The organism is Streptomyces sp. NPDC026394, from assembly GCF_055567735.1.
On the sequence record NZ_JBVHPX010000002.1, the window covers coordinates 235,590 to 255,759 of the forward strand.

16 protein-coding genes are annotated in these 20,170 nt (G+C 73.7%); 12 read left to right on the plus strand and 4 right to left on the minus strand.

The window, feature by feature from the left end:
- Positions 1-12 precede the first annotated feature (12 nt).
- Both ACZ4QV_RS05250 and ACZ4QV_RS05255 read left to right on the plus strand, forming a co-directional pair.
- The gene (locus ACZ4QV_RS05250; RefSeq protein ID WP_361591264.1) at positions 13-651 is read left to right on the plus strand and encodes a mycothiol-dependent nitroreductase Rv2466c family protein; all 639 of its coding nucleotides are present in this window, start codon (positions 13-15) and stop codon (positions 649-651) included.
- Positions 652-691: 40 nt separating this feature from the next.
- Positions 692-1,495, plus strand: a complete 804-nt coding sequence (locus ACZ4QV_RS05255; RefSeq protein ID WP_361143836.1) for a maleylpyruvate isomerase family mycothiol-dependent enzyme — start codon at positions 692-694, stop codon at positions 1,493-1,495.
- On the opposite strand, the gene ACZ4QV_RS05260 is transcribed toward ACZ4QV_RS05255, so the two are convergent.
- Positions 1,482-3,137 carry an MFS transporter gene (locus ACZ4QV_RS05260; protein WP_361591260.1) on the minus strand — a complete coding sequence of 552 codons (1,656 nt, stop codon included), beginning with the start codon at positions 3,135-3,137 and terminating at the stop codon, positions 1,482-1,484. The genes ACZ4QV_RS05255 and ACZ4QV_RS05260 overlap by 14 nt on opposite strands.
- Positions 3,138-3,305: 168 nt before the next feature.
- Here ACZ4QV_RS05260 and ACZ4QV_RS05265 point away from each other — a divergent pair, with 168 nt between their 5' ends.
- A complete protein-coding gene (locus ACZ4QV_RS05265) occupies positions 3,306-4,373 on the plus strand; it encodes a GntR family transcriptional regulator (protein ID WP_361614699.1) in 1,068 nt (355 codons plus the stop codon).
- Here the strand turns inward: ACZ4QV_RS05265 and ACZ4QV_RS05270 are convergent.
- Together ACZ4QV_RS05270 and ACZ4QV_RS05275 are read right to left on the minus strand one after the other, a co-directional pair.
- Complete coding sequence (locus tag ACZ4QV_RS05270) at positions 4,339-5,574, minus strand: PucR-like N-terminal domain-containing protein (RefSeq protein ID WP_361638006.1); 1,236 nt, start codon at positions 5,572-5,574, stop codon at positions 4,339-4,341. The two genes, ACZ4QV_RS05265 and ACZ4QV_RS05270, sit on opposite strands and share 35 nt — an antisense overlap.
- 14 nt (positions 5,575-5,588) lie before the next feature.
- Positions 5,589-5,732 (minus strand): hypothetical protein, encoded by a 144-nt coding sequence (locus tag ACZ4QV_RS05275; protein WP_361638004.1) that lies wholly within the window; start codon positions 5,730-5,732, stop codon positions 5,589-5,591.
- A 284-nt stretch (positions 5,733-6,016) separates the two neighbouring features.
- Here ACZ4QV_RS05275 and pgfA point away from each other — a divergent pair, with 284 nt between their 5' ends.
- The 9 genes from pgfA (at position 6,017) to ACZ4QV_RS05320 (ending at position 17,863) form a co-directional block, all read left to right on the plus strand.
- Positions 6,017-6,964: a cell envelope lipid trafficking protein PgfA gene (gene pgfA, locus ACZ4QV_RS05280; protein ID WP_467762599.1), complete on the plus strand. Its 948-nt coding sequence runs from the start codon at positions 6,017-6,019 to the stop codon at positions 6,962-6,964.
- 291 nt (positions 6,965-7,255) lie between these two features.
- Positions 7,256-8,473 carry a glycosyltransferase family 4 protein gene (locus tag ACZ4QV_RS05285; RefSeq protein WP_467762600.1) on the plus strand — a complete coding sequence of 406 codons (1,218 nt, stop codon included), beginning with the start codon at positions 7,256-7,258 and terminating at the stop codon, positions 8,471-8,473.
- Between the two features lie 7 nt (positions 8,474-8,480).
- Positions 8,481-9,206, plus strand: coding sequence for a class I SAM-dependent methyltransferase (locus ACZ4QV_RS05290; protein WP_467762601.1), 726 nt, complete (start codon positions 8,481-8,483; stop codon positions 9,204-9,206).
- Positions 9,203-13,672 (plus strand): alpha-(1->3)-arabinofuranosyltransferase domain-containing protein, encoded by a 4,470-nt coding sequence (locus ACZ4QV_RS05295; protein WP_467762602.1) that lies wholly within the window; start codon positions 9,203-9,205, stop codon positions 13,670-13,672. Before ACZ4QV_RS05290 ends, ACZ4QV_RS05295 begins: the two co-directional genes overlap by 4 nt.
- Complete coding sequence (locus ACZ4QV_RS05300; protein ID WP_361143859.1) at positions 13,669-15,216, plus strand: condensation protein; 1,548 nt, start codon at positions 13,669-13,671, stop codon at positions 15,214-15,216. The genes ACZ4QV_RS05295 and ACZ4QV_RS05300 overlap by 4 nt, the downstream gene beginning before the upstream one ends.
- Positions 15,213-15,992 carry a class I SAM-dependent methyltransferase gene (locus ACZ4QV_RS05305; protein WP_467762603.1) on the plus strand — a complete coding sequence of 260 codons (780 nt, stop codon included), beginning with the start codon at positions 15,213-15,215 and terminating at the stop codon, positions 15,990-15,992. The genes ACZ4QV_RS05300 and ACZ4QV_RS05305 overlap by 4 nt, the downstream gene beginning before the upstream one ends.
- 4 nt (positions 15,993-15,996) lie before the next feature.
- A complete protein-coding gene (locus ACZ4QV_RS05310; protein ID WP_467762604.1) occupies positions 15,997-16,962 on the plus strand; it encodes a hypothetical protein in 966 nt (321 codons plus the stop codon).
- Positions 16,959-17,195, plus strand: a complete 237-nt coding sequence (locus ACZ4QV_RS05315; protein WP_361143864.1) for a Trm112 family protein — start codon at positions 16,959-16,961, stop codon at positions 17,193-17,195. Before ACZ4QV_RS05310 ends, ACZ4QV_RS05315 begins: the two co-directional genes overlap by 4 nt.
- 38 nt (positions 17,196-17,233) lie before the next feature.
- Entirely contained in the window at positions 17,234-17,863 is a 630-nt protein-coding gene (locus ACZ4QV_RS05320) for a hypothetical protein (protein ID WP_361143867.1), read from the plus strand.
- Here the strand turns inward: ACZ4QV_RS05320 and ACZ4QV_RS05325 are convergent.
- Positions 17,843-20,155 (minus strand): ATP-binding cassette domain-containing protein, encoded by a 2,313-nt coding sequence (locus tag ACZ4QV_RS05325; RefSeq protein WP_467762605.1) that lies wholly within the window; start codon positions 20,153-20,155, stop codon positions 17,843-17,845. The two genes, ACZ4QV_RS05320 and ACZ4QV_RS05325, sit on opposite strands and share 21 nt — an antisense overlap.
- Positions 20,156-20,170 lie beyond the last annotated feature (15 nt).

Consider the following 20,170-nt stretch of genomic DNA (forward strand, 5'->3'; position numbering starts at 1 on the left):
TATCGTGGCGTCATGACTGCTCAGAATGCGTCTTCCCCGAACACCACCCGTCACACAGTCGACTTCTACTTCGACCCGCTCTGCCCGTTCGCCTGGATCACCTCGCGCTGGATCCTGGAGGTGGAGGCCCACCGCGACATCGACCTGCGCTTCCGCGTGATGAGCCTGGCCGTCCTCAACGACGGCCGTGAAGGGCTGCCGGAGCAGTACCAGGAACTGCTGGCCAAGGCGTGGGGGCCGGTGCGGGTGTGCATCGCCGCCGCCCAGAAGCACGGCGAGGAGGTACTGCGCGACCTGTACACCGCGCTCGGCACGCGCCTGCACAACGACAGCCGGGAGGACTACGCCACCGTCATCGAGGAGGCGCTCGCCGAGGCGGGCCTGCCCGTGGAGCTGGCCGGCGCCGCCGACAGCACGGAGTACGACGACGCGCTGCGCAAGAGCCACCACGAGGGCATGGACCCGGTCGGCGAAGAGGTCGGCACGCCCACCATCCACATCGACGGCGTGGCCTTCTTCGGCCCGGTGCTGACGGCGATCCCGCGCGGCGAGGATGCCGTACGCGTCTTCGACGGCGCCCGGCTGCTCGCCGGTTACGACAAGTTCTTCGAGCTGAAGCGGACGCGGACGGGGGACCTGGACTTCAGCTGACCCGAAGCCGGTTGTCAGTGGCGGGACTTACCGTGGCGTCATGAACGCTTCGACGTACGACCGCCACTGCTCCGAAATCGTCGAGCAGACCGACCTGTTGAGGTCGCTCGTGCGGGGCGCGGCCCGGCTGAGGACCCCGGTGCCCTCCTGCCCCGGCTGGAACGTCGGCCAGTTGCTGCGGCATCTGGGCGGTGCGCACCGCTGGGTCGAGGAGGTCGTGCGCACCGGTACGGAAAGGCCGCCCCCCGACGGGCACTTCCGTGATCTGTCGCCGTACGCCGACGAGGACCCGGCCGTACTGGACGGCTGGCTGGGCGAGGGGGCCGCCCTGCTGGCCGAGACCCTGCGGACCGCCGGGCCGAGCGCGGAAGCCTGGGTGCCCCTCCCCCAGCTCGGCCCGGCGGCCGCGTTCTTCGCCCGCCGGATGGCCAACGAGACGGCGATCCACCGCGCCGACGCGTTCCTGGCCGAGGGCGCGCCGTTCACCCTCGGCGAGGAGACCGCCGCCGACTGCTTCGGCGAGTGGCTGGAGCTGGCCGCGCAGCCGCAGACCCTCGATCACCGCCCGGAGCTGCGGGAACTTCTCGGCCCCGGCCGCACGCTGCGCTTCCGGGCCACCGGCACGGCACCGGGGACGGCGGCCGACTGGCTGGTCGACCTCACCGGTGCGGCGATCTCCTGGCGCCACGCGCCGCGCGAGGAGGCCGCCGTCACCGTCAGCGGTCCGCTGACCGACCTGCTGCTGGTCCTCTACCGCCGGCTGCCCGCCCGCAGCCCCGGCATCGTGATCGGTGGTGATGCGGAACTGCTGGACTCCTGGCTGGAGCGGGTCAGCTTCGGGTGACGGGGGCGCTGACGGAAGCGGTATCGGCGGAGGCGCCGTCGACGGAAGCGGCGTCGACGGACTCGCGCTCGCCCGCGGCCGGCCCGCACCCGGTCGCCTTCTCCCCCGGCTCCGGAGGCTGTGTCCGTACACCCCTGAGCAGCGCCGCCGCCAGCAGCGCGCCCAGGACCATGACGGCCGCCGCGCCGAGCATCGCCGCGTGCAGACCGCCGAGGAACGCCGTACGGGCCGCCGTGAGAAGCGCCTCGCCCGCCCGCCCCGGCAGTTCTCCCGCGACTGCCGCAGCTCCGGCCAGGGTTTCCCGTACGGTGTCCGCCGCGCCCGCGGGCAGCCCGCCGGGGACGACGCCGTCGATGTCGCCGCGGTAGACGGCGTTGCCGAGGGTGCCCAGGAGTGCCAGGCCCAGGGCGCCGCCCAGTTCGGAGCCGGATTCCAGGAGGGCGGAGGCCGAGCCGGCGCGCTGCGGCGGGGCGACGCCTAGGGCCAGTTCGGTGCCGAGCGACATCACCATGACCAGACCCGCCGCGTAGACACTGGCGCCCAGGAGCACGATCCACAGCGGGGTCTCCGCCGCCGTCCGGGACACCCACACGAACCCTCCCGCGGCGGCCAGGAAGCCGCCGGCGATGACGAACGCCCGGTCCACGCGGCGGGCGAGGGCGGTGGCGGCCGGGGCCGTGCCGCCGACCACGACGGTCGGCACGACGTTCCACAGGGCGGCCTCCAGCGGGCTCATGCCGCGTACGGACTGGAGGTACTGGGTGAAGAAGACCGCGCTGCCGACCAGCGCGAACATCGCCAGCAGGTTCATCAGGACGGAGCCCGAGTAGCCGCGGTGGCGGAAGAGTTCCAGGTCCAGCATCGGGTGCCGGGCGGTGCGCTGGCGGCGTACGAACGTGGCGGCGACCAGCAGTCCGGCCGCGACGGCCAGTGCGGGCAGCACCTCGAAGCCGTTGCGGGCCATCTCCTTGACGCCGTAGACGACCGGGAGCATCGCCGCCAGGGAGAGCAGCGCGCCCGGCAGGTCGAACCGGCCCGCCGCCGGGTTCTTGAACTCGGGCAGCAGCAGGGGCCCGGCCACGAGCAGCAGCACCATCGCCGGGGCGTTGATCAGGAAGACCGAGCCCCACCAGAAGTGCTCCAGCAGCACCCCGCTGAGCACCGGACCGAGCGCGATGCCGCCCATCATGCCGCCGGACCAGATCGCGACGGCCTTGCCGCGCTGCCCGGCGTCGTGGAAGAGGTTGCGGATCAGGGCCAGGGTGGACGGCATGAGGGTGGCGCCGCCGACGCCGAGCACCGCGCGGGCGGCGATGAGCATCTCGGCGCTCTGCGCGTAGGCGGCCAGGGCCGAGGCGACGCCGAACAGGACGGCGCCGGTGAGCAGCAGCTTGCGGCGGCCGATGCGGTCGCCGAGCGCGCCCATGGTGATCAGGAGTCCGGCCAGGACGAAGCCGTAGACATCGAGGATCCACAGTTGTTCGACGCCGCTGGGCGCGAGTTCGGCGGAGAGGAACGGTACGGCGAAGTAGAGCACCGAGACGTCCATCGAGACCAGCAGGCAGGGCAGCAGGAGCACCACGAGCGCGGTCCACTCGCGGCGCCCGGCGCGCGGAGGAGGTGCGTACGGAGTAAACGTCATAGCAAGGAAGGTAGACAGGGCGCGCTTACAGTGCAAACCATAGGCACTGCAAGGGAATTGGAGGTGCATCACACTAGTGCACCTCACCTGCCGCCACCGGCGCTGTCGCGACCTTGCTACCCTCGCAGCCCCTTGGTGCACTAGTACGGAGAACCGGAGGCCGCCACCATGGACCGCCCAGTCACCCCCGCCACGGGCCCTTCCGCCACCCCCGCGACGAACCCTTCGGCCGCCCCGCCGTACCGCCGCATCGTCGCCGAGATCCGGCGGCGTATCGATACCGGCGAACTGGCCGCGGGCGACCGTGTGCCGTCGACACGGCGGATCACCCAGGAGTGGGGGGTGGCGATGGCGACCGCGACCAAGGTCCTCACCACGCTGCGCCAGGAGGGCCTGGTCAGGGCGGTGCCGGGGGTGGGCACGGTGGTGGCGGAGGCGGCTACGGAAACGGGGGCGCGCGCGGACGGTGGGCCCGCGCCCCGGCCGCGCGGCAGCAGCGCTTCCGGCAGCAACGCCTCCGGCGACGGCCACCGCCCCCTCCCCGACGGTGATCACCAGCCCCCCGGCCTCAGCCGCGACCGCATCGTGCGGGCCGGCGTCCGGATCGCCGACGCCGAAGGGCTGCGCTCCCTGTCGATGCGCCGCGTGGCCGCCGAGTTCGGCGCTTCTTCCATGGCGCTCTACCGTCATGTGGCGAACAAGGACGAGCTGGTCATGCTGATGGCGGACGCCACCTTCGCCGAGATCGAACTGCCCGCCCCGGCGCCGCGGCACTGGCGCGCGCGGATGGAGGCCGGGGCCCGTCTCCAGTGGCAGCTCTACCAGCGGCATCCGTGGGTCGCCCAGTGGCTGTCGATCACCCGCCCGCAGCCGTTGCCGCACGCGATGACCCTCATCGAGTGGACCATGGGCTCGGCGACCCAGTTCGACCCGCTGACCAAGCTGCGGCTGGCCCTGACGCTGCTCAACCACGTACGCGGCACGGCGGTGGCCCTGGAGGAGGACCTGGAGGCCGAGCAGCAGACCGGCATGGACCAGGACCAGTGGATGGCGTCGCTGGAGCCGGAGTACGAGCGGATCATGGAGTCCGGTTCCTTCCCCATGTACGCGGGAATCGACGACATGGACGACGGGGGGACGCTGCGGCTGGACGCCATGTTCGAATTCGGGCTGGCCCGGCTGCTGGACGGCTTCGAGGTGTTCAGCGACGGCTGGACGGGCCGCCCGGCACACTGAGTTCGCCGCGCAGCCGCCGGGCCCGCAGCACCAGTTCCAGTTCGAAGCGGCGGTCCGGGTCGTCCACCTCGTCACCCCACAGCTCGCGTATCTGGCGCAGCCGGTAGCGGACGGTCTGCGGGTGGACGCCGAGCCGGGCAGCCACCTCGGGCGCGCCGCCGCGCGTCTCCAGCCAGGCGAGGAGGGTCTCGGCCAGCCGGCGTCCATGGGTGGGGCCGCAGTGCGCCAGGGGCTCCAGCCGCCGCCGGGTCAGGTCCTCGATGAGTTCCTCGGGCGGCAGGAGGACCAGCGCCTCGGTGTGATCGGTGCAGTGCAGAAGCTGCCCGGCGGGCAGCAGGCCCCGCTCGATCAGATCGACCGCGGTGTTCGCCCAGCGCAGCGACTTGGCCGCGTGCGCCAGCGGTACGGCCGGGCCGAGCGCGCCCGACCACCCCGCCGTGGCGCGCTGGAGCAGTTCCCGGCGCCCGGCGGCGTCCGGCTCCGGCACCACCATGCGGGGCCGCTCGCACTCCATGTCCAGGAGGACGTCCGTACCGACGGCGGGCGCGACGGACTCACGGGCGGGGCGCAGCAGTACGGCCACGGCGACCTGCGCGGGCAGCGCCCAGCCGATCCGGGCGGCGCGGTCGGTGAGCGCGGGGGCCGTGTGCGCGCGTGCCCCGGCCGCGAACAACTGGTCCATGAGGCGGCGTTGGTGCCGCAGCCGTTCGCCCGCCTGGCGGGCCGCGGCCTCGGCGAAGCCGCGTACCGATTCGGCGACCAGCCCGTCCAGGTACTCGAAGCCCGATTCAGCCAGTTCGTACATGGCCGGGGCCGGAATCGCCACCTGCTGGCCGATCTCGGCCAGCCGCCGCCAGGCCAGCCGTACGCCCAGCCGGTAGATGGCTTGCAGGGCGTCCAGGCTGCGGCCCTGGATGCCCGCGCCCCGGCCGAACTCCTGGAAGATGCGCGGGTGGACGTGCGGGCTGTCCAGGCCGACGGACATGTGCTCCACGAAGTGCTCCAGCGACTGCCGGATGCCGACCAGCGCGCGCGGCTCGCCGTACTCGTCCAGCGCCAAGGGAAGTTGCGGGTATTCGCGGCGGATCTCCGCCAGGATGCACTGGGCCAGCGCCGGGACCTCGTCCAGAGCGCGCGCGGCGAACTCCCTCACCTGCGCCGGGGGTACGTCACGCCAGGCCGAGCGGACCGTCTCCACCACGCCTGCGGCCTCCCCTAAGGCGCCCGGTCGAAGGTCACCAGGGGCACGTTCGGCTGTTCCGGCGTGGCGTCCAGGGCGGCGACGATACCGAGGGAGGCGCCTAAGGCCAGGGCGGCGGCGCCCAGCGAGGTCAGTACGGCGGCGAGCAGTCTGTGCATGGCGCGGCGGGCCCCTTCGGTGGCAGGTACGTCGAGGGTTGCGCGGCGCACCGGCCCGGTCCGGCCCGGTCCGCGGACGGCCTCGGGCGCACGCGGGACCGCACGGTGGCGGCCGCGGTGCCCTACCGCGCCGGCGGAGCGCCGGGCCGCGGCGGCCGCGGTGCCTGCCGAGTGTGTGGGGGCATTGACGGCATGTCAAGCATTCCCCTACGGTTCCCGCCCGTTCACCCGGACCACCGCCACGCCGCACGTGCACTGCCCCCGCCGCCCTCAGGAGTGCTCGTATGCGTAAGACCGCCTCACCCTTTTCCCTGGTCCTGCTGGGCCTCGGCGTCTTCCTCCTGGTGCTCGCCCCGATGCTCGCCTGGTACGTCGCGCCGCGCGCCCAGCGCACCCCGGTGGACGTCGACGTGACCACCGTCTTCACCGGCACCGGCAGCTACTTCGACACCGGGACGCTGCGCACCAGGAACAAGCAGAAGATCACCATCACCCGGCACGTACTGGGGGACGTGGCGGAGAGCGAACGCAGCGGGCGGGCCGTGTGGGACGTGTCCACGACCGTCGACACCCCGGTGACACTGGAGCTGAAGGACCCGCGCAAGGCGTTCCAGTGGACGCTGGAACGGTGGGTCACCGACCGTCGCACCAACGCCCCGGTGCACTGCTGCAAAGAGGCGCCGACCCGCTTCGAAGGGGACGCGTACCTGAAGTTCCCCTTCGACGTGCAGCGCCGGACCTACCGCTGGTGGGACAACACCCTGGGCGCCGCGGTCCCGCTCCGCTTCGCCGGCACCAAGCACGTGCAGGGGTACGAGGGCTATCGCTTCACGGGGACCGTCGCACCCACCAGGACGGGCAGCCGGCAGGTGCCCGGCCGGCTGGTCGGGCGGCCCGCGCAGGGCCAGGTGCAGGCCGAGGAGTGGTACGCGAACAGCGGGATCGAGCTGGTCGTCGAGCCGCGCACCGGCCGGATCATCAACGCCTCGATCTCGCCGCACAAGACGCTGCGGGCGCCCGGCGCGCGCACCGACGCGGTGACGCTGCTGCGCGGGTCGGGGCTGGAGTTCACACCCGCCACCCAGCGCAAGCAGGTGGCGCTGGCGGACGCGGACAGCACCAAGCTCAAGACGGTCGGCGAGACGGCGCCGCTCGCGGCCGCCGTGGCGGGCGGCGGGGCGACGCTTTTCGGGGTGGTGCTGGTGGTGCGCGGGAGGCGGCGGTTCAGCTGATCCTGCGCGAAGTGATGAGGCGTCAGGCGGAGTCGGGGCGGAAATTGTCACGCCGGTGAGTAGCCGCATCGAACAGGGCGGCGAAAACTATCGAGCTCACCCACCCGCGTCCCCGTCCCCGGAGCACCGGTCCCGCACCGGCCCCCCTACCGGTCCTCGTCACCAGACCCGCACCCGCACCCCGTCCCCCGCCCCCGTCCGCAGCCCCAGGCCGGCAGGTCCGCACGACTCAGTACGCAGTACGTCCCCCCACACCACTGGTACCGCACCCTGAGACGAGTTGGAGCGCACATGCCCCAGCACGTACGACCGTCCTTGTCCGCCGCACGCCATGCACCCCCCGCACGCCCTGAAACGTCCGCCCGCGCCACCCCACCAGTCACCCCCGCCCCCTCCGAACACTCCGACCTCCCCGCACCCCCACTCCCCCACCGCATCGTCTTCCTGGCCCGCCGCGACCTGGGCAACCCCGCCGCCGGCGGCTCCGAACTGCTCGTCGACCGCATCGCCGAGGGCCTGACCGCGCACGGCCACGAGGTCACCCTGCTGTGCGGCGGCCCCGCCGCCGACCGCGGCTACCGGGTGGTCTCCGCGGGCGGCGACGCCGGTCACTTTCTGCGGGTGCGACGGCAGTTCAGCCGCCGGGTCGGCGCGTGCGACCTGCTGGTCGAGGTCTGCAACGGGATGCCGTACCTGGCGCCCCTGTGGCACACCGGACCCACGCTGTGCCTGGTCAACCACGTCCACACGGACCTGTGGGGCCTGCGCTACCCCGCGCCCGCCGCCCGGCTCGGCCGCCGGCTGGAGCACTGGGCGCTGGCGGGTACCCACCGCGGCAACCTCATGGTCGCCGTGTCGGGCTCGACCGCCGCCGCGCTGCGCGGGCTCGGTGTGGAGCGGGAGCGTATCCGGCTGGTGCACAACGGCGTGGAGGAGCCGGGGCCGCTGCTCCCCGAGGCGCCGGAGCCGCTGTTCCTGGCCATGGGGCGGCTGGTCGAGTACAAGCGCGTCGATCTGCTGCTGCGCCTGTGGGAGCGGGTGCGGCCGGTCACCGGCGGCCGGCTGGTGATCGTCGGTGACGGCCCGGAGCGCCACCGGCTGACGGCCATGGCCGGTCCCGACGTGCACTTCACCGGCCGGATCAGCGAGCAGGACAAACACGAACTCCTCTGCCGCGCCTGGCTGCTGCTGCACCCGTCGCTGGTCGAGGGCTGGGGCCTGGTCGTCATGGAGGCGGCCGCCCGGCACACCCCGGCCGTCGGGTTCGACATCCCCGGCCTGCGCGACTCGGTCGACGACGGGGTGACCGGGCTGCTGGCGCGCGGCGAGAGTTCCTTCGCCGCGCACTGGTGCACGCTGGCGCTCAGCCGTCCGCGCCGGCAGGCGCTGGGTGCGGCAGCCGCGCAGCGCGCCGCGCGGTTCCGGTGGAGCGCCACGGTCCGCGGCTTCCGGGCCGTGGCGGCCGAGTCGTACGCCGAGGCGCACCTCGACCTCCCCGCCGGGCGGTGATGCTGAGGTGCGGGACCCTTCCCTGCGCAGATCTCTCACCCTCTTCCGCGCCTTCCTGCGCGAACAGCACGACCCCGAGCACTGCTACGGCCTGCTCGCCCGGGACGCCGCCGACCAGATCGAGCGGTACGAGCCGCTGAAGGGCCGGGTCGTGGCGGACGTCGGCGGCGGCAGCGGACACTTCACCGAGGAGTTCCGGCGCCGCGGCGCGCACGGCTACCTCTTCGAGCCCGACCTGCGCGAACTGGCCGCGCACGGCGGTCCTTCCAGTGGCGCGGTGCTCGCCGACGGCTACCTCCTCCCCCTGGCCGACGGCACCGCCGACATCTGCTTCTCCTCCAACGTCCTGGAGCACGTGGCGGACCCGCAGACCTTCCTCAGCGAGCTGGTACGGATCACCCGGCCCGGCGGCCTGATCTACCTGTCGTTCACCAACTGGCTGTCCCCCTGGGGCGGGCACGAGACGGCGCCCTGGCACTACCTGGGCGCCCGGCGGGCCCGCGAGCGTTACCGGCGGCGTACCGGCCGGGCCGCCAAGCACACCTTGGGCGAGAACCTGTTCGCCCTGCACGTCGGCCGGACGTTGCGCCAGGTCAGGGCGCGGGACGACGTGTGGATCGTGACGGCCCGCTCCCGGTACGCGCCGTTCCTCGCCGAAACGATCCCGCGCCTGCCGGGCGTACGCGAAGTAGCCACCTGGAACCTCCTCCTCATCCTGCGGCGGTTGCCATGACCCAGACGCTCGTGTCCAGCTCCCCCGGATCGCCGGACGCCGGAGGCACCCCGGCGTCCGCGCCGGGCGCGCCGCCGCCCGGACCGCCGCGGTCCCGGCGCTGGCTGCTGGCGTTCTGGGCCGTCACCTTCGTGCTCTTCCTCGCGCCCTCCGCCGGGAAGATGACCTTCGAGACGAAGCTGGGGGTGAGCACCGACCCCTGGCGGTTCCTGAGCGACCTGGGGCAGTTGTGGCACGACCGGGCGGGCTTCGGCGGCATCACGGACCAGTACGTCGGCTACGCGTTCCCGTCCCTGCCGTACTACGCGCTGACGGACCTCGTGCACCTGCCGGTGTGGCTCGCCGAGCGGCTGTGGATGTCGCTGATCGTCACCACCGCCTTCTGGGGCGCGCTGCGGCTGGCGGAACGGCTGCGCGTCGGCACGCCCCCGGCCCGGCTGCTCGCCGCCGCCGCGTACGCGCTGTGGCCGACGTTCACCATGGTCATCGGCTCCACGTCCGCCGCCGCGCTGCCGGGCGCGCTGCTTCCCTGGGTGCTGCTGCCGCTGACGAACCACCGCGCGTCGGCGCGCTTGGCCGCCACCCGCTCCGCGCTGCTCATCCCCTTCATGGGCGGCGTCAACGCAGCATCGACTCTGGCGTCGCTGCTGCCCGTCCTGCTGTATGTACTGTCGCGTACGGGCGCCCGGCGCAGAGCGCTGCTCGTGTGGTGGATACCGGGCGTCGTCCTGGCGACCGCGTGGTGGGCCGTACCGCTGCTGCTGCTCGGGGTGTACGGCGAGAACTTCATGCCGTACATCGAGCAGGCCACCACCACGACCGGCACCATGTCGGCGACCGAATTGCTGCGCGGCGCCGGGAACTGGACCGGCTACCTCAACTTCGGCGAACCCTGGCTGCCGGCCGGCTGGACCATGGCGGCGGGCGCCGCCGCGATCCTCGGCTCGGCGCTGGCCGCCGCGCTCGGCCTGGCCGGGCTGGCCCGCCGGGACACGCCGGAGCGGCGCTGGCTGCTGCTGACGGTGCTGGTGGTGGCCGGGATCTGCCTCACGGGGTACGCCGGGGCGCTGGGCGGCCCGTTCCACGGGCTGTGGCAGGACTGGCTCGACGGCTGGCTGCGACCGTTCCGCAACATCTACAAGTTCGGGCCGGGCCTGGCGCTGGCCCTCGCGTTCGGCCTGGCGCACCTCGTCGGAGTGGCCGGTGAGCGGCGCGGTACCCGGCGCGTCCCCGGGCGCCGCCACCTCCCGCTGGTCGTCGCGCTGCTGACCGTGCCCGCGCTCGCCCTGCCGTTCCTCGACGGGACGGTCCTCCAGCCCGGCGCCTTCAAGAAGCTGCCGAGCGCCTGGGAGCGGACCGCCGACTGGCTCAAGAAGAACACCCCCGACAACCGCGCCCTCGTCGTCCCCGCCACCGCGCACGGCATCTACACCTGGGGCTCCCCCATCGACCAGCCCCTGGACGTGCTCGCCCGCTCCCGGTGGGCGCAGCGCGACTACGTGCCGTTCGGGACGCCCGGCGTACGGCGCGCCCTGGACGCCGTCGAGCAGGCGCTGCTGTCCGGCTCCGAAGTACCGGGGCTGCGCGACTTCCTGGGCCGGGCGGGCCTGTACGACGTCGTCGTACGCAACGATCTCGACCCGGACCAGATCGGATACGTGCCGACACAGACCGTCAAGCGCACCCTGGAGGCGTCCGGCTACCGCCGGGTCGCCGCGTTCGGGCCGCTGACCACGGACGGGAAGATCGCCCCCGACACCCCCGTACAGATCCAGGGCCTGTACCCGCGCCAGCGCTCGGTGGAGATCTACGAACCGGTGGACACCCCGCGCCCCGGCCCGGTCACCGCCCGGCCCGTGTCGGACACCGCGCAGGTCAGCGGAGGGCCGGAGGCGCTGCTCCCGCTGTCCGCCGACCCCACGCTGCGCCACCGGCCGGCCGTGCTGACCGGTGACAACCACCCGGGCGTCGGCACCCCGCCGCTCCAGTTGACCGGCGACGGGCTGCGCCGTGCCGACACCCGGTTCGGACTGGTCAACTCCAACACGTCGTACACGTACGCGCCCGGGGAGCGGAATCACCCGGACAGCGTCCAGGACCCCGGGCGCCCGCCCCGGCAGATCCTGCCGGCCGAGGGCATCGACCACCAGACCACCGGGGTGCTGCGCGGCGCCGCCTCCGTCACCGCCTCCAGCAGCGGCAACTGGCTGTTCCACCTGCCGCAGTACGACCCGGTGCACGCCTTCGACGGCGACCCGGACACCGGCTGGGCCGAGGGCAGCGCGGGCGAACCGGTCGGCCAGTGGCTGCGGATCGGCTTCACCCGGCCCACGTCCGTACCGTCCCGGATCGCGCTGACACCGCTGCCGGGCGACGGCATGCGGGCGGCGCCGACTTCCGTACGCGTGCAGACCGACCGGGGCAGCGTCGAGAGCCCGTTGCTCACCAACGGCGCGCGGCAGCAGGTCGGAGCACCGGCCGGGGTCGCGAAGTGGCTGAAGATCACCATCACCGGGTCGCAGACGCCGCGCGCCGGGCTGTCCGGCGCGGGCTTCTCCGAGGTGTCGATACCGGACGTGCAGGTCACCCGGCTGCTGCGGCTCCCCGCGGACGCCGAGAAGTCCACGGCGCCGTCGGCCACGTACTCCCTGCACCGCGGCAGCGATCCCGGCGGCCTCTCGCCGGTCTCCGCCGAGGTGGGGCTGCACCGCCAGTTCCGTACGGGCACGAGCGCGTCGTACGAGGTGTCGGCCAAGGCTCTGGCCGTACCGGGGCCGGAACTCGACCGGCTCCTGGACCGCGTGGCCCCCCGGCAGAAGGAACGCGTCACCGCCACCGCCGACTCCACCAGCTTCGGCTCCGGCCGCTCGCTCAGCCCCCGCAACCTCGTCGACGGCGACCTGACCACCGCCTGGATCGCGGGCGACAAGCCGACCCTGCACCTGCGCTGGCCCGGCAAACGGGCCGTCGACCAGATCGTGCTGGCCGCGGCGGGCGGCATCTCCACCCGCCCCGAACAGGTCCTGGTCAACTCCCCCGACGGGGCCGCGACCGCCGGTGTCGACGAGAACGGCCAGGCCCGCTTCGACCCCATCACCACCGACCGCCTCGACATCACCATCAGCAAGGTCAAGGAACTCACCGTCCACAACCCGGTCGCCGACCAGGCCCTTCAACTCCCCGTCGGCCTCAGCGAGGTCTACATCCCGGCCCTGGACGCGCTGCGCACCCCGCCCCCCTCGGCCACCGACCGGTTCTCACTTGCGTGCGGGCAAGGCCCGCCGCTGGCCGTGGACGGCACCCTGCATGCCACCAAGGCTTCCGGACGCGTCCGCGACCTGACCGAACGCCGCCCCGTCACGGTCGAACTGTGCGCGGGCGAAGCACGCGACGGCAGCCTCGAACTCCCCTCCGGACAGCACCGGGTGGAGGCCGGCGACCAGGGCCCGCTGGCGCTGACGGACGTCACCCTCAGCCGGGGCAGCGCCCCCGCGCCCGCGAGCGAGCGGCGGTCCGTGAGGGCGGAGGACTGGGCGGGCGACCAGCGGTCGGTACAGGTGGGGGCCGGCGCCGCCGCGTACCTCCAGATGTACGAGAACGCCAACGACGGCTGGCACGCGACGCTCGACGGACGCGAACTGTCCCCCGTCCGGCTCGACGGCTGGCAGCAGGGGTTCCTGGTCCCGGCGGGCAGAGGGGGGCTCGTGAAACTGTCGTACGCGCCCGCCACGACGTACGATCTCGGGCTGCTCGGCGGTGCGCTGGGCATCGCCGTACTCATCGGCTCCGCCCTGGTACGGCGCACACCGCGGACGGTGCCGGAACCGCAGGCGCCGCCCGCGCCTTCCTGGGTGCTGGGCGTCGTCGCTCTCACCGTGGTCGTGGCCCTCGCCTCCGGGCCGTACGCCGTGATCGTGCCCCTGCTGGCACTGGCGGCCCGGTTCCGGCCGGGGCTCCTGGTGCCGGTCGCGCTGCTGGCCATGGTGGGCGCCGGGATCACGGCGGCGCTCGGCGCGGGCGAACCGGCCGCCGCCGACGCCGGGGCCTTCAGCGCCACGGCACAGGCGCTGGCCCTGCTGGCGCTGGCGGCCGCGGTGGTGACGGTGCCCGGCTCGTGGGCGCGGCGCGGGGCGCGTGCGGCAGGTGGGGCAGGGCCTCGGGGGGAGGCGGAGGCGGCAGAGGCGGCGAAGGAACCGGGGACGGGGCCGGGAGCGGCCAAGGGAGCGGGAACGGTGGCCATGCCGCCGGTCTCCGGGCCGGTGGCGTCGCGGCCGCCGGCACCGCCGCTGCCCAGACGACGACGCGGCGCGGCTCCGGGCCGCGCACCAGCTCCGGGCGACGCGCCCCCGAGCGGCACGCCTACGAAGGACGTACCACCGAACGACACTCCACCTCACGGAACCGCGAACGACGCACCACCTCGCGGCACTTCACCTAACCGGAGCGGGGAGGAACCCACTCGATGACCGCACTGCACCCGGCACGCCGGGAACCGGCCGGGGACGGGCCGCCCGGCGCGGCGGACCGGACCGTACGGCGCATCCCGTTCCCGGTGGTCGACGAGATCACCCGGCACTGCCTCACGGAGGACGAACCGGAAACCGTGCACATCGAGGTGCACCTGCCCGGACGGCCGGACCCCGACCGGCTGCGGGCGGCGTTCCGGGAGGCACTGTGCCGGCACCCCCGCATCCTGATGCGCCAGGCTCCGCACCGCTGGTGGCGGCGCCGGTACGAGTGGGAGCTGACGGGCGTGCCGGACGTGGACCCGGTCGTCTTCCCGCCACCGGGTCCGGACGCCCTCGTACGGGCCCGGGAGCGGGCCCTGGCCGACTGTCCGCCGCTGGACGCCTCGCCGCCGGTACGCCTGGAGGTCGTCGAGCGGGGGCCGGGCGAAGACGTGGGCGAGGGTGAGAAGGGGGAGGCGAACGGCGGCACGGTGCTGCTCGTCACCATCAACCACACCGCGCTGGACGGTCCGGCCTGCCTGCGGGTGCTGGCCACCGCCGCCCAGCTCTACGGGGGCGCCGAGAACTCCCCGGCGCCCCCGCCCGTCCGCGCGCCCGGGGCCGCCACGGGCGGCGCTGCCCAGGACACGCCGCCGCTCGGCGGGCATCGCCTGGCCCGGCCGGTACGGATCGCCGCCGAACGCGGGCCCCGGAAGGCAGCCGGCCGGGGTGGCCGGAACCGTCAGGGCGGCCCGGGCGGCCCGGCCGGCCCGGACGTCCAGGAACGCCGTGGCAACGGGATGCTCATCACCGAGCTGCCCGTGCCGGCCCGGCCGCCCCGTGTCGGCGGCGTCGCCGCCTTCACCGTCAACGACCAGCTCCTCGTGGCCACCTGCCTGATGGTGGCCCGCTGGAACCACGTCCACGGGCGCCCGAGCGCCCCCGTCGTCGTGACCATGCCGGTGGACGACCGCCCACGCGGTACGGACATGCCCATCGGCAACGGCACCCGGCTGGTCTCCGTCGGGTTCGGTCCGGAGGAGGAACGGGACGCGGCGCTGCTCACGGCCGACCCTCCCGATCCGGCCGCGGTCGCCCGGCTGCTGCGGCGCACCGCCGCCCGCACCCGCTCCCTGAAGTCCGCACCGGGCTCCCAACTCGGTCTCGGCGCGGCGCTGCTGACCGCGCCGGTGCTTCCCGTCGGCGCGCGCGGCGTCCTCACGCGGGCACTGCGCACCGCCGCCGCGCCCCTGGCGTCCACCACGCTGCTGTCCAACATCGGCCGCATCCCCTACCCGCTCGACTTCGGGGACGCGGGGCGCCCCACCGCCGTGTGGTTCTCGGCCCCGGCCCGTATGCCACGCGGCCTGACCGTCACCACCGTCTCCGTCGGCGGGCGCGTCCAGTTGGCGCTGCGCTGGTCGCACGCGCTCCTGGACGACGAGGCGGGCGCCCGCCTGGGCACCCTCTTCGCCCGGTCGCTCGCGGCCACGTCCTGGACCCCGGGGGCCGGAGAAGACGGCACGGACAGCACCGGCCGCGCCGAAGGGACCGCGCCGTGACCGCCGCCACCGCCCGGAACGCCCCCAGGGCTACGCCGGACCGCGAACCGCGCCGCCCGCTCCGGGAGTTCTACGAGAACCCCGCCGTACCCGTCGCCTCCGGTGACGCCCGGAGCCACCGCCAGGCGCTGATGCTGGCCCGGGCCCTGGGACCGGTCCGTCCCGGCGCGCCCCCGGCCACCGTCCTGGACGTCGGGTGCGGCGACGGGAGCGCGGCCGCCGTCGCGGCCCGGGTCCTGGCCGGCCACCGCATCGTCGGCGTCGACTGGTCGCAGGACGCGTTGCGCCGCGCCGCCACCCGGGTCCCGTACGCCGTGCGGGGTGAACTGGGCGACAACGGGCTGCCGTTCGCGGACGGCGGCGCCGACGCCGTCCTCTTCAGCGAGGTCATCGAGCACCTCGTCGACCCCGACGCGGCCCTCGACGAACTGCGCCGGGTACTGCGTCCCGGCGGTCACCTGATGCTCTCCACCCCCAATCTCGCTGCCTGGTACAACCGCGGACTCCTCCTCGCGGGGGTCCAGCCCGTCTTCTCGGAGGTGAGCATGCGAGGCATCCACGGACGGCCCGGCACCCAGGTCGTCGGCCATCTGCGCCTCTACACCGCCCGCGCCCTGCGCGGCTTCCTGCCGGCCTGCGGCTTCGAGGTCGTACGGATCGCGGGCGCGCCGTACCACGACGTGCCGCGTCCGCTGCGGCCCCTGGACCGCGCCGCCTGCCGTCTGCCTTCGCTGGCCTCCGTCCTGCTCGTCCATGCCCGCCGGAGAAGGGAGTAGGGCAGTGCTGTGGTGGGGCGTGGCGGCCGCTCTGCTCGCCAACGTCCTGTACAGCACCGGGTTCGTGCTGGAGAAGCGCGCCCTGTCCGCGCTGCCCGCACTGGACACCCGCCGGCCCGCCCGACTCGTCCGCCACCTGCTCGGCAGCCCGCTGTGGCTCGGCGGCTCGCTCGCCCTCGCCGCCGGTTTCGCCGCCCAGCTCGCGGTCTACCGCACCCTTCCCATCGCCGCCGCCCAAGGCATCTTCGTCTCCGGCCTGGTCCTGTTGCTCCTCCTGTCATCGGTCTTCCTCGGCGAGCGCACCACCGGCCGCGAACGCCGGAGCATCCTGGCGATCCTGCTCGCGCTCGGCATGGTCGTCGGGTCGCTCCAGGGCAGCGGCGCCGGCACCGTCACCCGCACCGCGCCCACCGGCACCCTGCTCGCCATCGCCCTGCCCTCGCTGGCCGCGGGGCTGTGGCTGTACGGGTCCGCCGAGCGGCGCGCCAAGCGCCGCCACCGCCAGCCCACCTCGGGCGTCCCCTACGGTGTGGCCGTCGGCCTGCTCTACGGCGTCAGCTCGCTCGCCATCAAGGGCGTCTCCGGACTGCTGAGCGCCCACGACCCGGCGGGCGCCGTCCGTGACGTGTTCACCTCCCCGTATCCGTATCTGCTGCTCTTCACCGGCGCGGTGGGCCTGGTGCTGTCGCAGACCGCGCTCCAGCGCTGCCGTGCCTCCCTCATCGTCCCCGTCTGCACCACCGTGACCTGTGTCTTCACCGTCGCCTGCGGCACGGTCGCCTTCGGCGAGCCGCTGCCCTCCGATCCCCTGCGTCTGGGCCTGCGCCTGGGCGGCACGGCGGTCGCCGTACTCGTCCTGCTGGCCCTGCCCAACCAGGACGCCCCGCCACCGGAACCGGAACCGGAGACGGACTGGGGCCTGGCACCCGCACCCGATACGCCCGCCCCTCCCCAAGGAGCTGAACCGTGACCCCCGACGACCCCCTGCTGAAGATCCTCGCCTGTCCGATCGACAAGGGCCCGCTGACCCTGCTCGTCCCGGACGACATCCTCTACAACCCGCGGCTGCGCCGCCGTTACCCGATTCTCGACAACATCCCCCAGCTCCTCCCCTCCTGCGGTGAACAGGTCACCGAGACCGAACACGAAGCCATCCTGCGCCGGCTGCCCCCGGACGAACGCCCGCCCGAGGAGCCCCGTTAGGGTGCTCGCCCGCCCTGTCGTCCGCGAACATGTCCATCATGAACCCCACCACTGACAACGGCCCGGGCGACGCATCCGGCAGCGGATCAGGCGGCGGCCCGGACAGGCCCGCCGACGGCCCCCGCGCCTTCCAGCTCGTCCTGCTGCGCCGTATGGCCGACCACCAGCCCGGCCTGGTCGAGGACGCGCTGCGCACCCTCGGCGCCTCCCGCGCCGAGCTGCGGGAGGCCAACCGCCGCTGGCAGGCGTGGACCCACTCGCCCCGGTCGCGCGGCGCGGTGCAGCGCTACCGCTCGCTGCTCGGCCGCCCCGAGTCCGTCACCGCCCGCCGCATCGGCGACCTGACCTGCGAGGCGCTGACCTGGCCCGTACCGCTCTGGCCCGATCTGCGGTTCGAGGTCCTGACCGGCCCGCAGGGCACCGCGTGGAACGCGTGGCTCGTCCGGGCGCCGGGCGCCGCCGCCCCCGCCCTGCGGACGGCCGGCGACCTGGTCCCGTGGTCCTGCACGGTCGACGAGGTGGCCCGCGCGTTCGCACCGGCCCGCCCCATGGAGGGCACGGCCCCCACCCGCTGGCGGCTCGCGTTCACGGCGCCCGGCGCGGACGGTGAACCGCGGCCGACGGTCGCGGAGTTCACCTGGGGCCTGCTACAACGCACCGTCGAGTGAGGCCCGCAGGCAGTCGGCCGTGGCCGAGCCGCGCGCCGCCAGCAGGCCGCGTGGCGTCCCGGCGTACACGATCTCGCCGCCGTGCCGGCCCCCGCCGGGCCCGAGGTCGACCACCCAGTCCGCCCGCTTGACCACATCGAGGTCGTGCTCGATGACCAGGACGGTGTTGCCGCCGTCCACCAGCCGGTCGAGCAGTTCCAGCAGGCCCGCCACGTCGGCCATGTGCAGCCCGGTGGTCGGCTCGTCGAGCACGTACACACTCCCCGTACGGTGCAGCCGGGTGGCCAGTTTGAGGCGTTGCCGTTCGCCGCCCGACAGGGAGGACACCGACTGTCCCAGCGTCAGGTAGCCGAGCCCGACCTCGACCAGGGCCGCCAGCTTCCGTACGGTCCCCGCCACCTCGTCGCCGCCGGCGAGGACGAGGTCGCCCGTCCTGAAGAACGCCACCGCCTCCTCCGCCGTCATCTCCAGCACGTCGGCGACCGACCTGCCGCTCAGGGTCAGGCCGAGCACCTCGTCCTTGTAGCGCCGCCCCCGGCACGCCTCGCAGGTCGAGGTCACCGGGTCCATGTACGCCAGGTCTACATGGATCACCCCGCGCCCCCGGCACTCCTCGCAGGCCCCGGCGGCGTTGAAGCTGAACAGCCCCGCCGGTACACCGTTCTCGCGCGCGAAGAGCGCCCGTACCGCGTCCATCGCCCCGAGGTACGTGGCCGGAGTGGACCGCGCGGACACCCCGATCGCCGACTGGTCGACCACCACGGCCTCCGGATGCGCCCCCACGAACGCCTCGGACACCAGCGTGCTCTTGCCGGAGCCCGCCACCCCGGTGACGACCGTGAGCGCCCCGGTGGGCACGCGGAAGTCCACGCCCTTGAGGTTGTGCAGCGTCACGTCCCGTACGGTCAGCCAGTCCGCCGGCGTACGGACGTCCGCCTTCACGCCCGTCACGCGCCGCAGCTCACGCCCCGTGGGCGTGTCGGAGGCCGCCAGCCCGCGCACCGACCCGGCGTAGACCACCTCGCCGCCGTGCGCTCCGGCACCGGGTCCCATGTCCACCACATGATCCGCGACGGCGATGACGTCCCGGTCGTGTTCGACGACGAGAACGGTGTTGCCCTTGTCACGCAAGCGCACCAGGAGGTCGTTGAGGCGGCGTACGTCGCTGGGGTGCAGCCCGGTGCTCGGCTCGTCGAAGACGTACGTCATGCCCGTCAGGCTGCTGCCCAGGTGGCGCACCATTTTCAGCCGCTGTCCCTCGCCGCCGGAAAGGGTGGCGGCCGGACGGTCGAGGCTGAGGTAGCCGAGGCCGATGCCGGTCAGCCGGTCCAGCGCGGTGACCGCCCGCGCCGCGACGGCCGCGCCCACCGGCTCCTCGGCCGGGTCGATGCCGCGCAGGACCTCGCTCAGTTCGGTGACCTCCAGCGCCGCCATCTCGGCGATGGACCGCCCCGCGACCTGGGACTTCAGGGCCGCCGCGGTCAGCCGCGCACCCCGGCACCGCGGGCAGGTCCCTTCGCGTACGTAGCCGCGCACCGTGTCCCTGGTCTTCTCGGAGAGCGCCGAGAGGTCCCGCTTCACATAGCGCCGGTCGAAGTTCTCGACCAGTCCCTCGTACGTGTTGTTGTAGGCCCGCTCACCGCGCTTGACGGTGAACCCCTTGCCGTACAGGAGCAGGTCCCACTCCCGCGGGGTGTACCGGTCCAGGGGTTTGTCCGGGTCGAAGAGGCCGGACGTCGCGTAGATCTGCCAGCCCGCCGTGCCGACGGCGAGCGGCGGGAAGCGGATCGCGCCCTCGTTGAGGGAGCGGCCGGTGTCCAGGAAGCGGTCGAGGTCGATGCGGGCGGTGCGGCCCAGCCCGGCGCACTCGGGGCACATCCCGGCCGGATCGTTGAAGGAGTACGCGGTGGCCTCACCCGCGCTCGGTGTGCCGCAGCGGGAGTAGAGCACCCGCAGGATCGCGTAGATGTCGGTCAGCGTGCCGACGGTGGAGCGCGCGCCGCCGCCGAGGGGCCGCTGGTCCACGACGACCGCCGGGGAGAGTCGCTCGATGGTGTCGGCCTTGGGCCGTTCGTGTTTGGGCAACTGGTTGCGTACGTACCAGGTGAAGGTCTCGTTCAGTTGGCGCTGCGACTCCACCGCCACCGTGTCGAAGACCACCGAGGACTTGCCCGAGCCGGACACCCCGGTGAAGACGGTGATGCGCCCCTTGGGGATCTCCAGGTCCACGTCCTTGAGGTTGTGCTCCCGTGCGCCGGTGATCCTGATGCTGTCCTCGTGCGTTGCTCCCATACGGCCACGCTAGGA

What these genes read in the sequence shown, in the direction of transcription:
- ACZ4QV_RS05250 (WP_361591264.1), top strand. Translation starts at nt 13, where the DNA reads ATGACTGCTCAGAATGCGTCTTCCCCGAACACCACCCGTCACACAGTC.
- ACZ4QV_RS05255 (WP_361143836.1), top strand. Translation starts at nt 692, where the DNA reads ATGAACGCTTCGACGTACGACCGCCACTGCTCCGAAATCGTCGAGCAG.
- ACZ4QV_RS05260 (WP_361591260.1), bottom strand. Translation starts at nt 3,137, where the DNA reads ATGACGTTTACTCCGTACGCACCTCCTCCGCGCGCCGGGCGCCGCGAG.
- ACZ4QV_RS05265 (WP_361614699.1), top strand. Translation starts at nt 3,306, where the DNA reads ATGGACCGCCCAGTCACCCCCGCCACGGGCCCTTCCGCCACCCCCGCG.
- ACZ4QV_RS05275 (WP_361638004.1), bottom strand. Translation starts at nt 5,732, where the DNA reads ATGCACAGACTGCTCGCCGCCGTACTGACCTCGCTGGGCGCCGCCGCC.
- pgfA (WP_467762599.1), top strand. Translation starts at nt 6,017, where the DNA reads ATGCGTAAGACCGCCTCACCCTTTTCCCTGGTCCTGCTGGGCCTCGGC.
- ACZ4QV_RS05285 (WP_467762600.1), top strand. Translation starts at nt 7,256, where the DNA reads ATGCCCCAGCACGTACGACCGTCCTTGTCCGCCGCACGCCATGCACCC.
- ACZ4QV_RS05295 (WP_467762602.1), top strand. Translation starts at nt 9,203, where the DNA reads ATGACCCAGACGCTCGTGTCCAGCTCCCCCGGATCGCCGGACGCCGGA.
- ACZ4QV_RS05300 (WP_361143859.1), top strand. Translation starts at nt 13,669, where the DNA reads ATGACCGCACTGCACCCGGCACGCCGGGAACCGGCCGGGGACGGGCCG.
- ACZ4QV_RS05320 (WP_361143867.1), top strand. Translation starts at nt 17,234, where the DNA reads ATGAACCCCACCACTGACAACGGCCCGGGCGACGCATCCGGCAGCGGA.
- ACZ4QV_RS05325 (WP_467762605.1), bottom strand. Translation starts at nt 20,155, where the DNA reads ATGGGAGCAACGCACGAGGACAGCATCAGGATCACCGGCGCACGGGAG.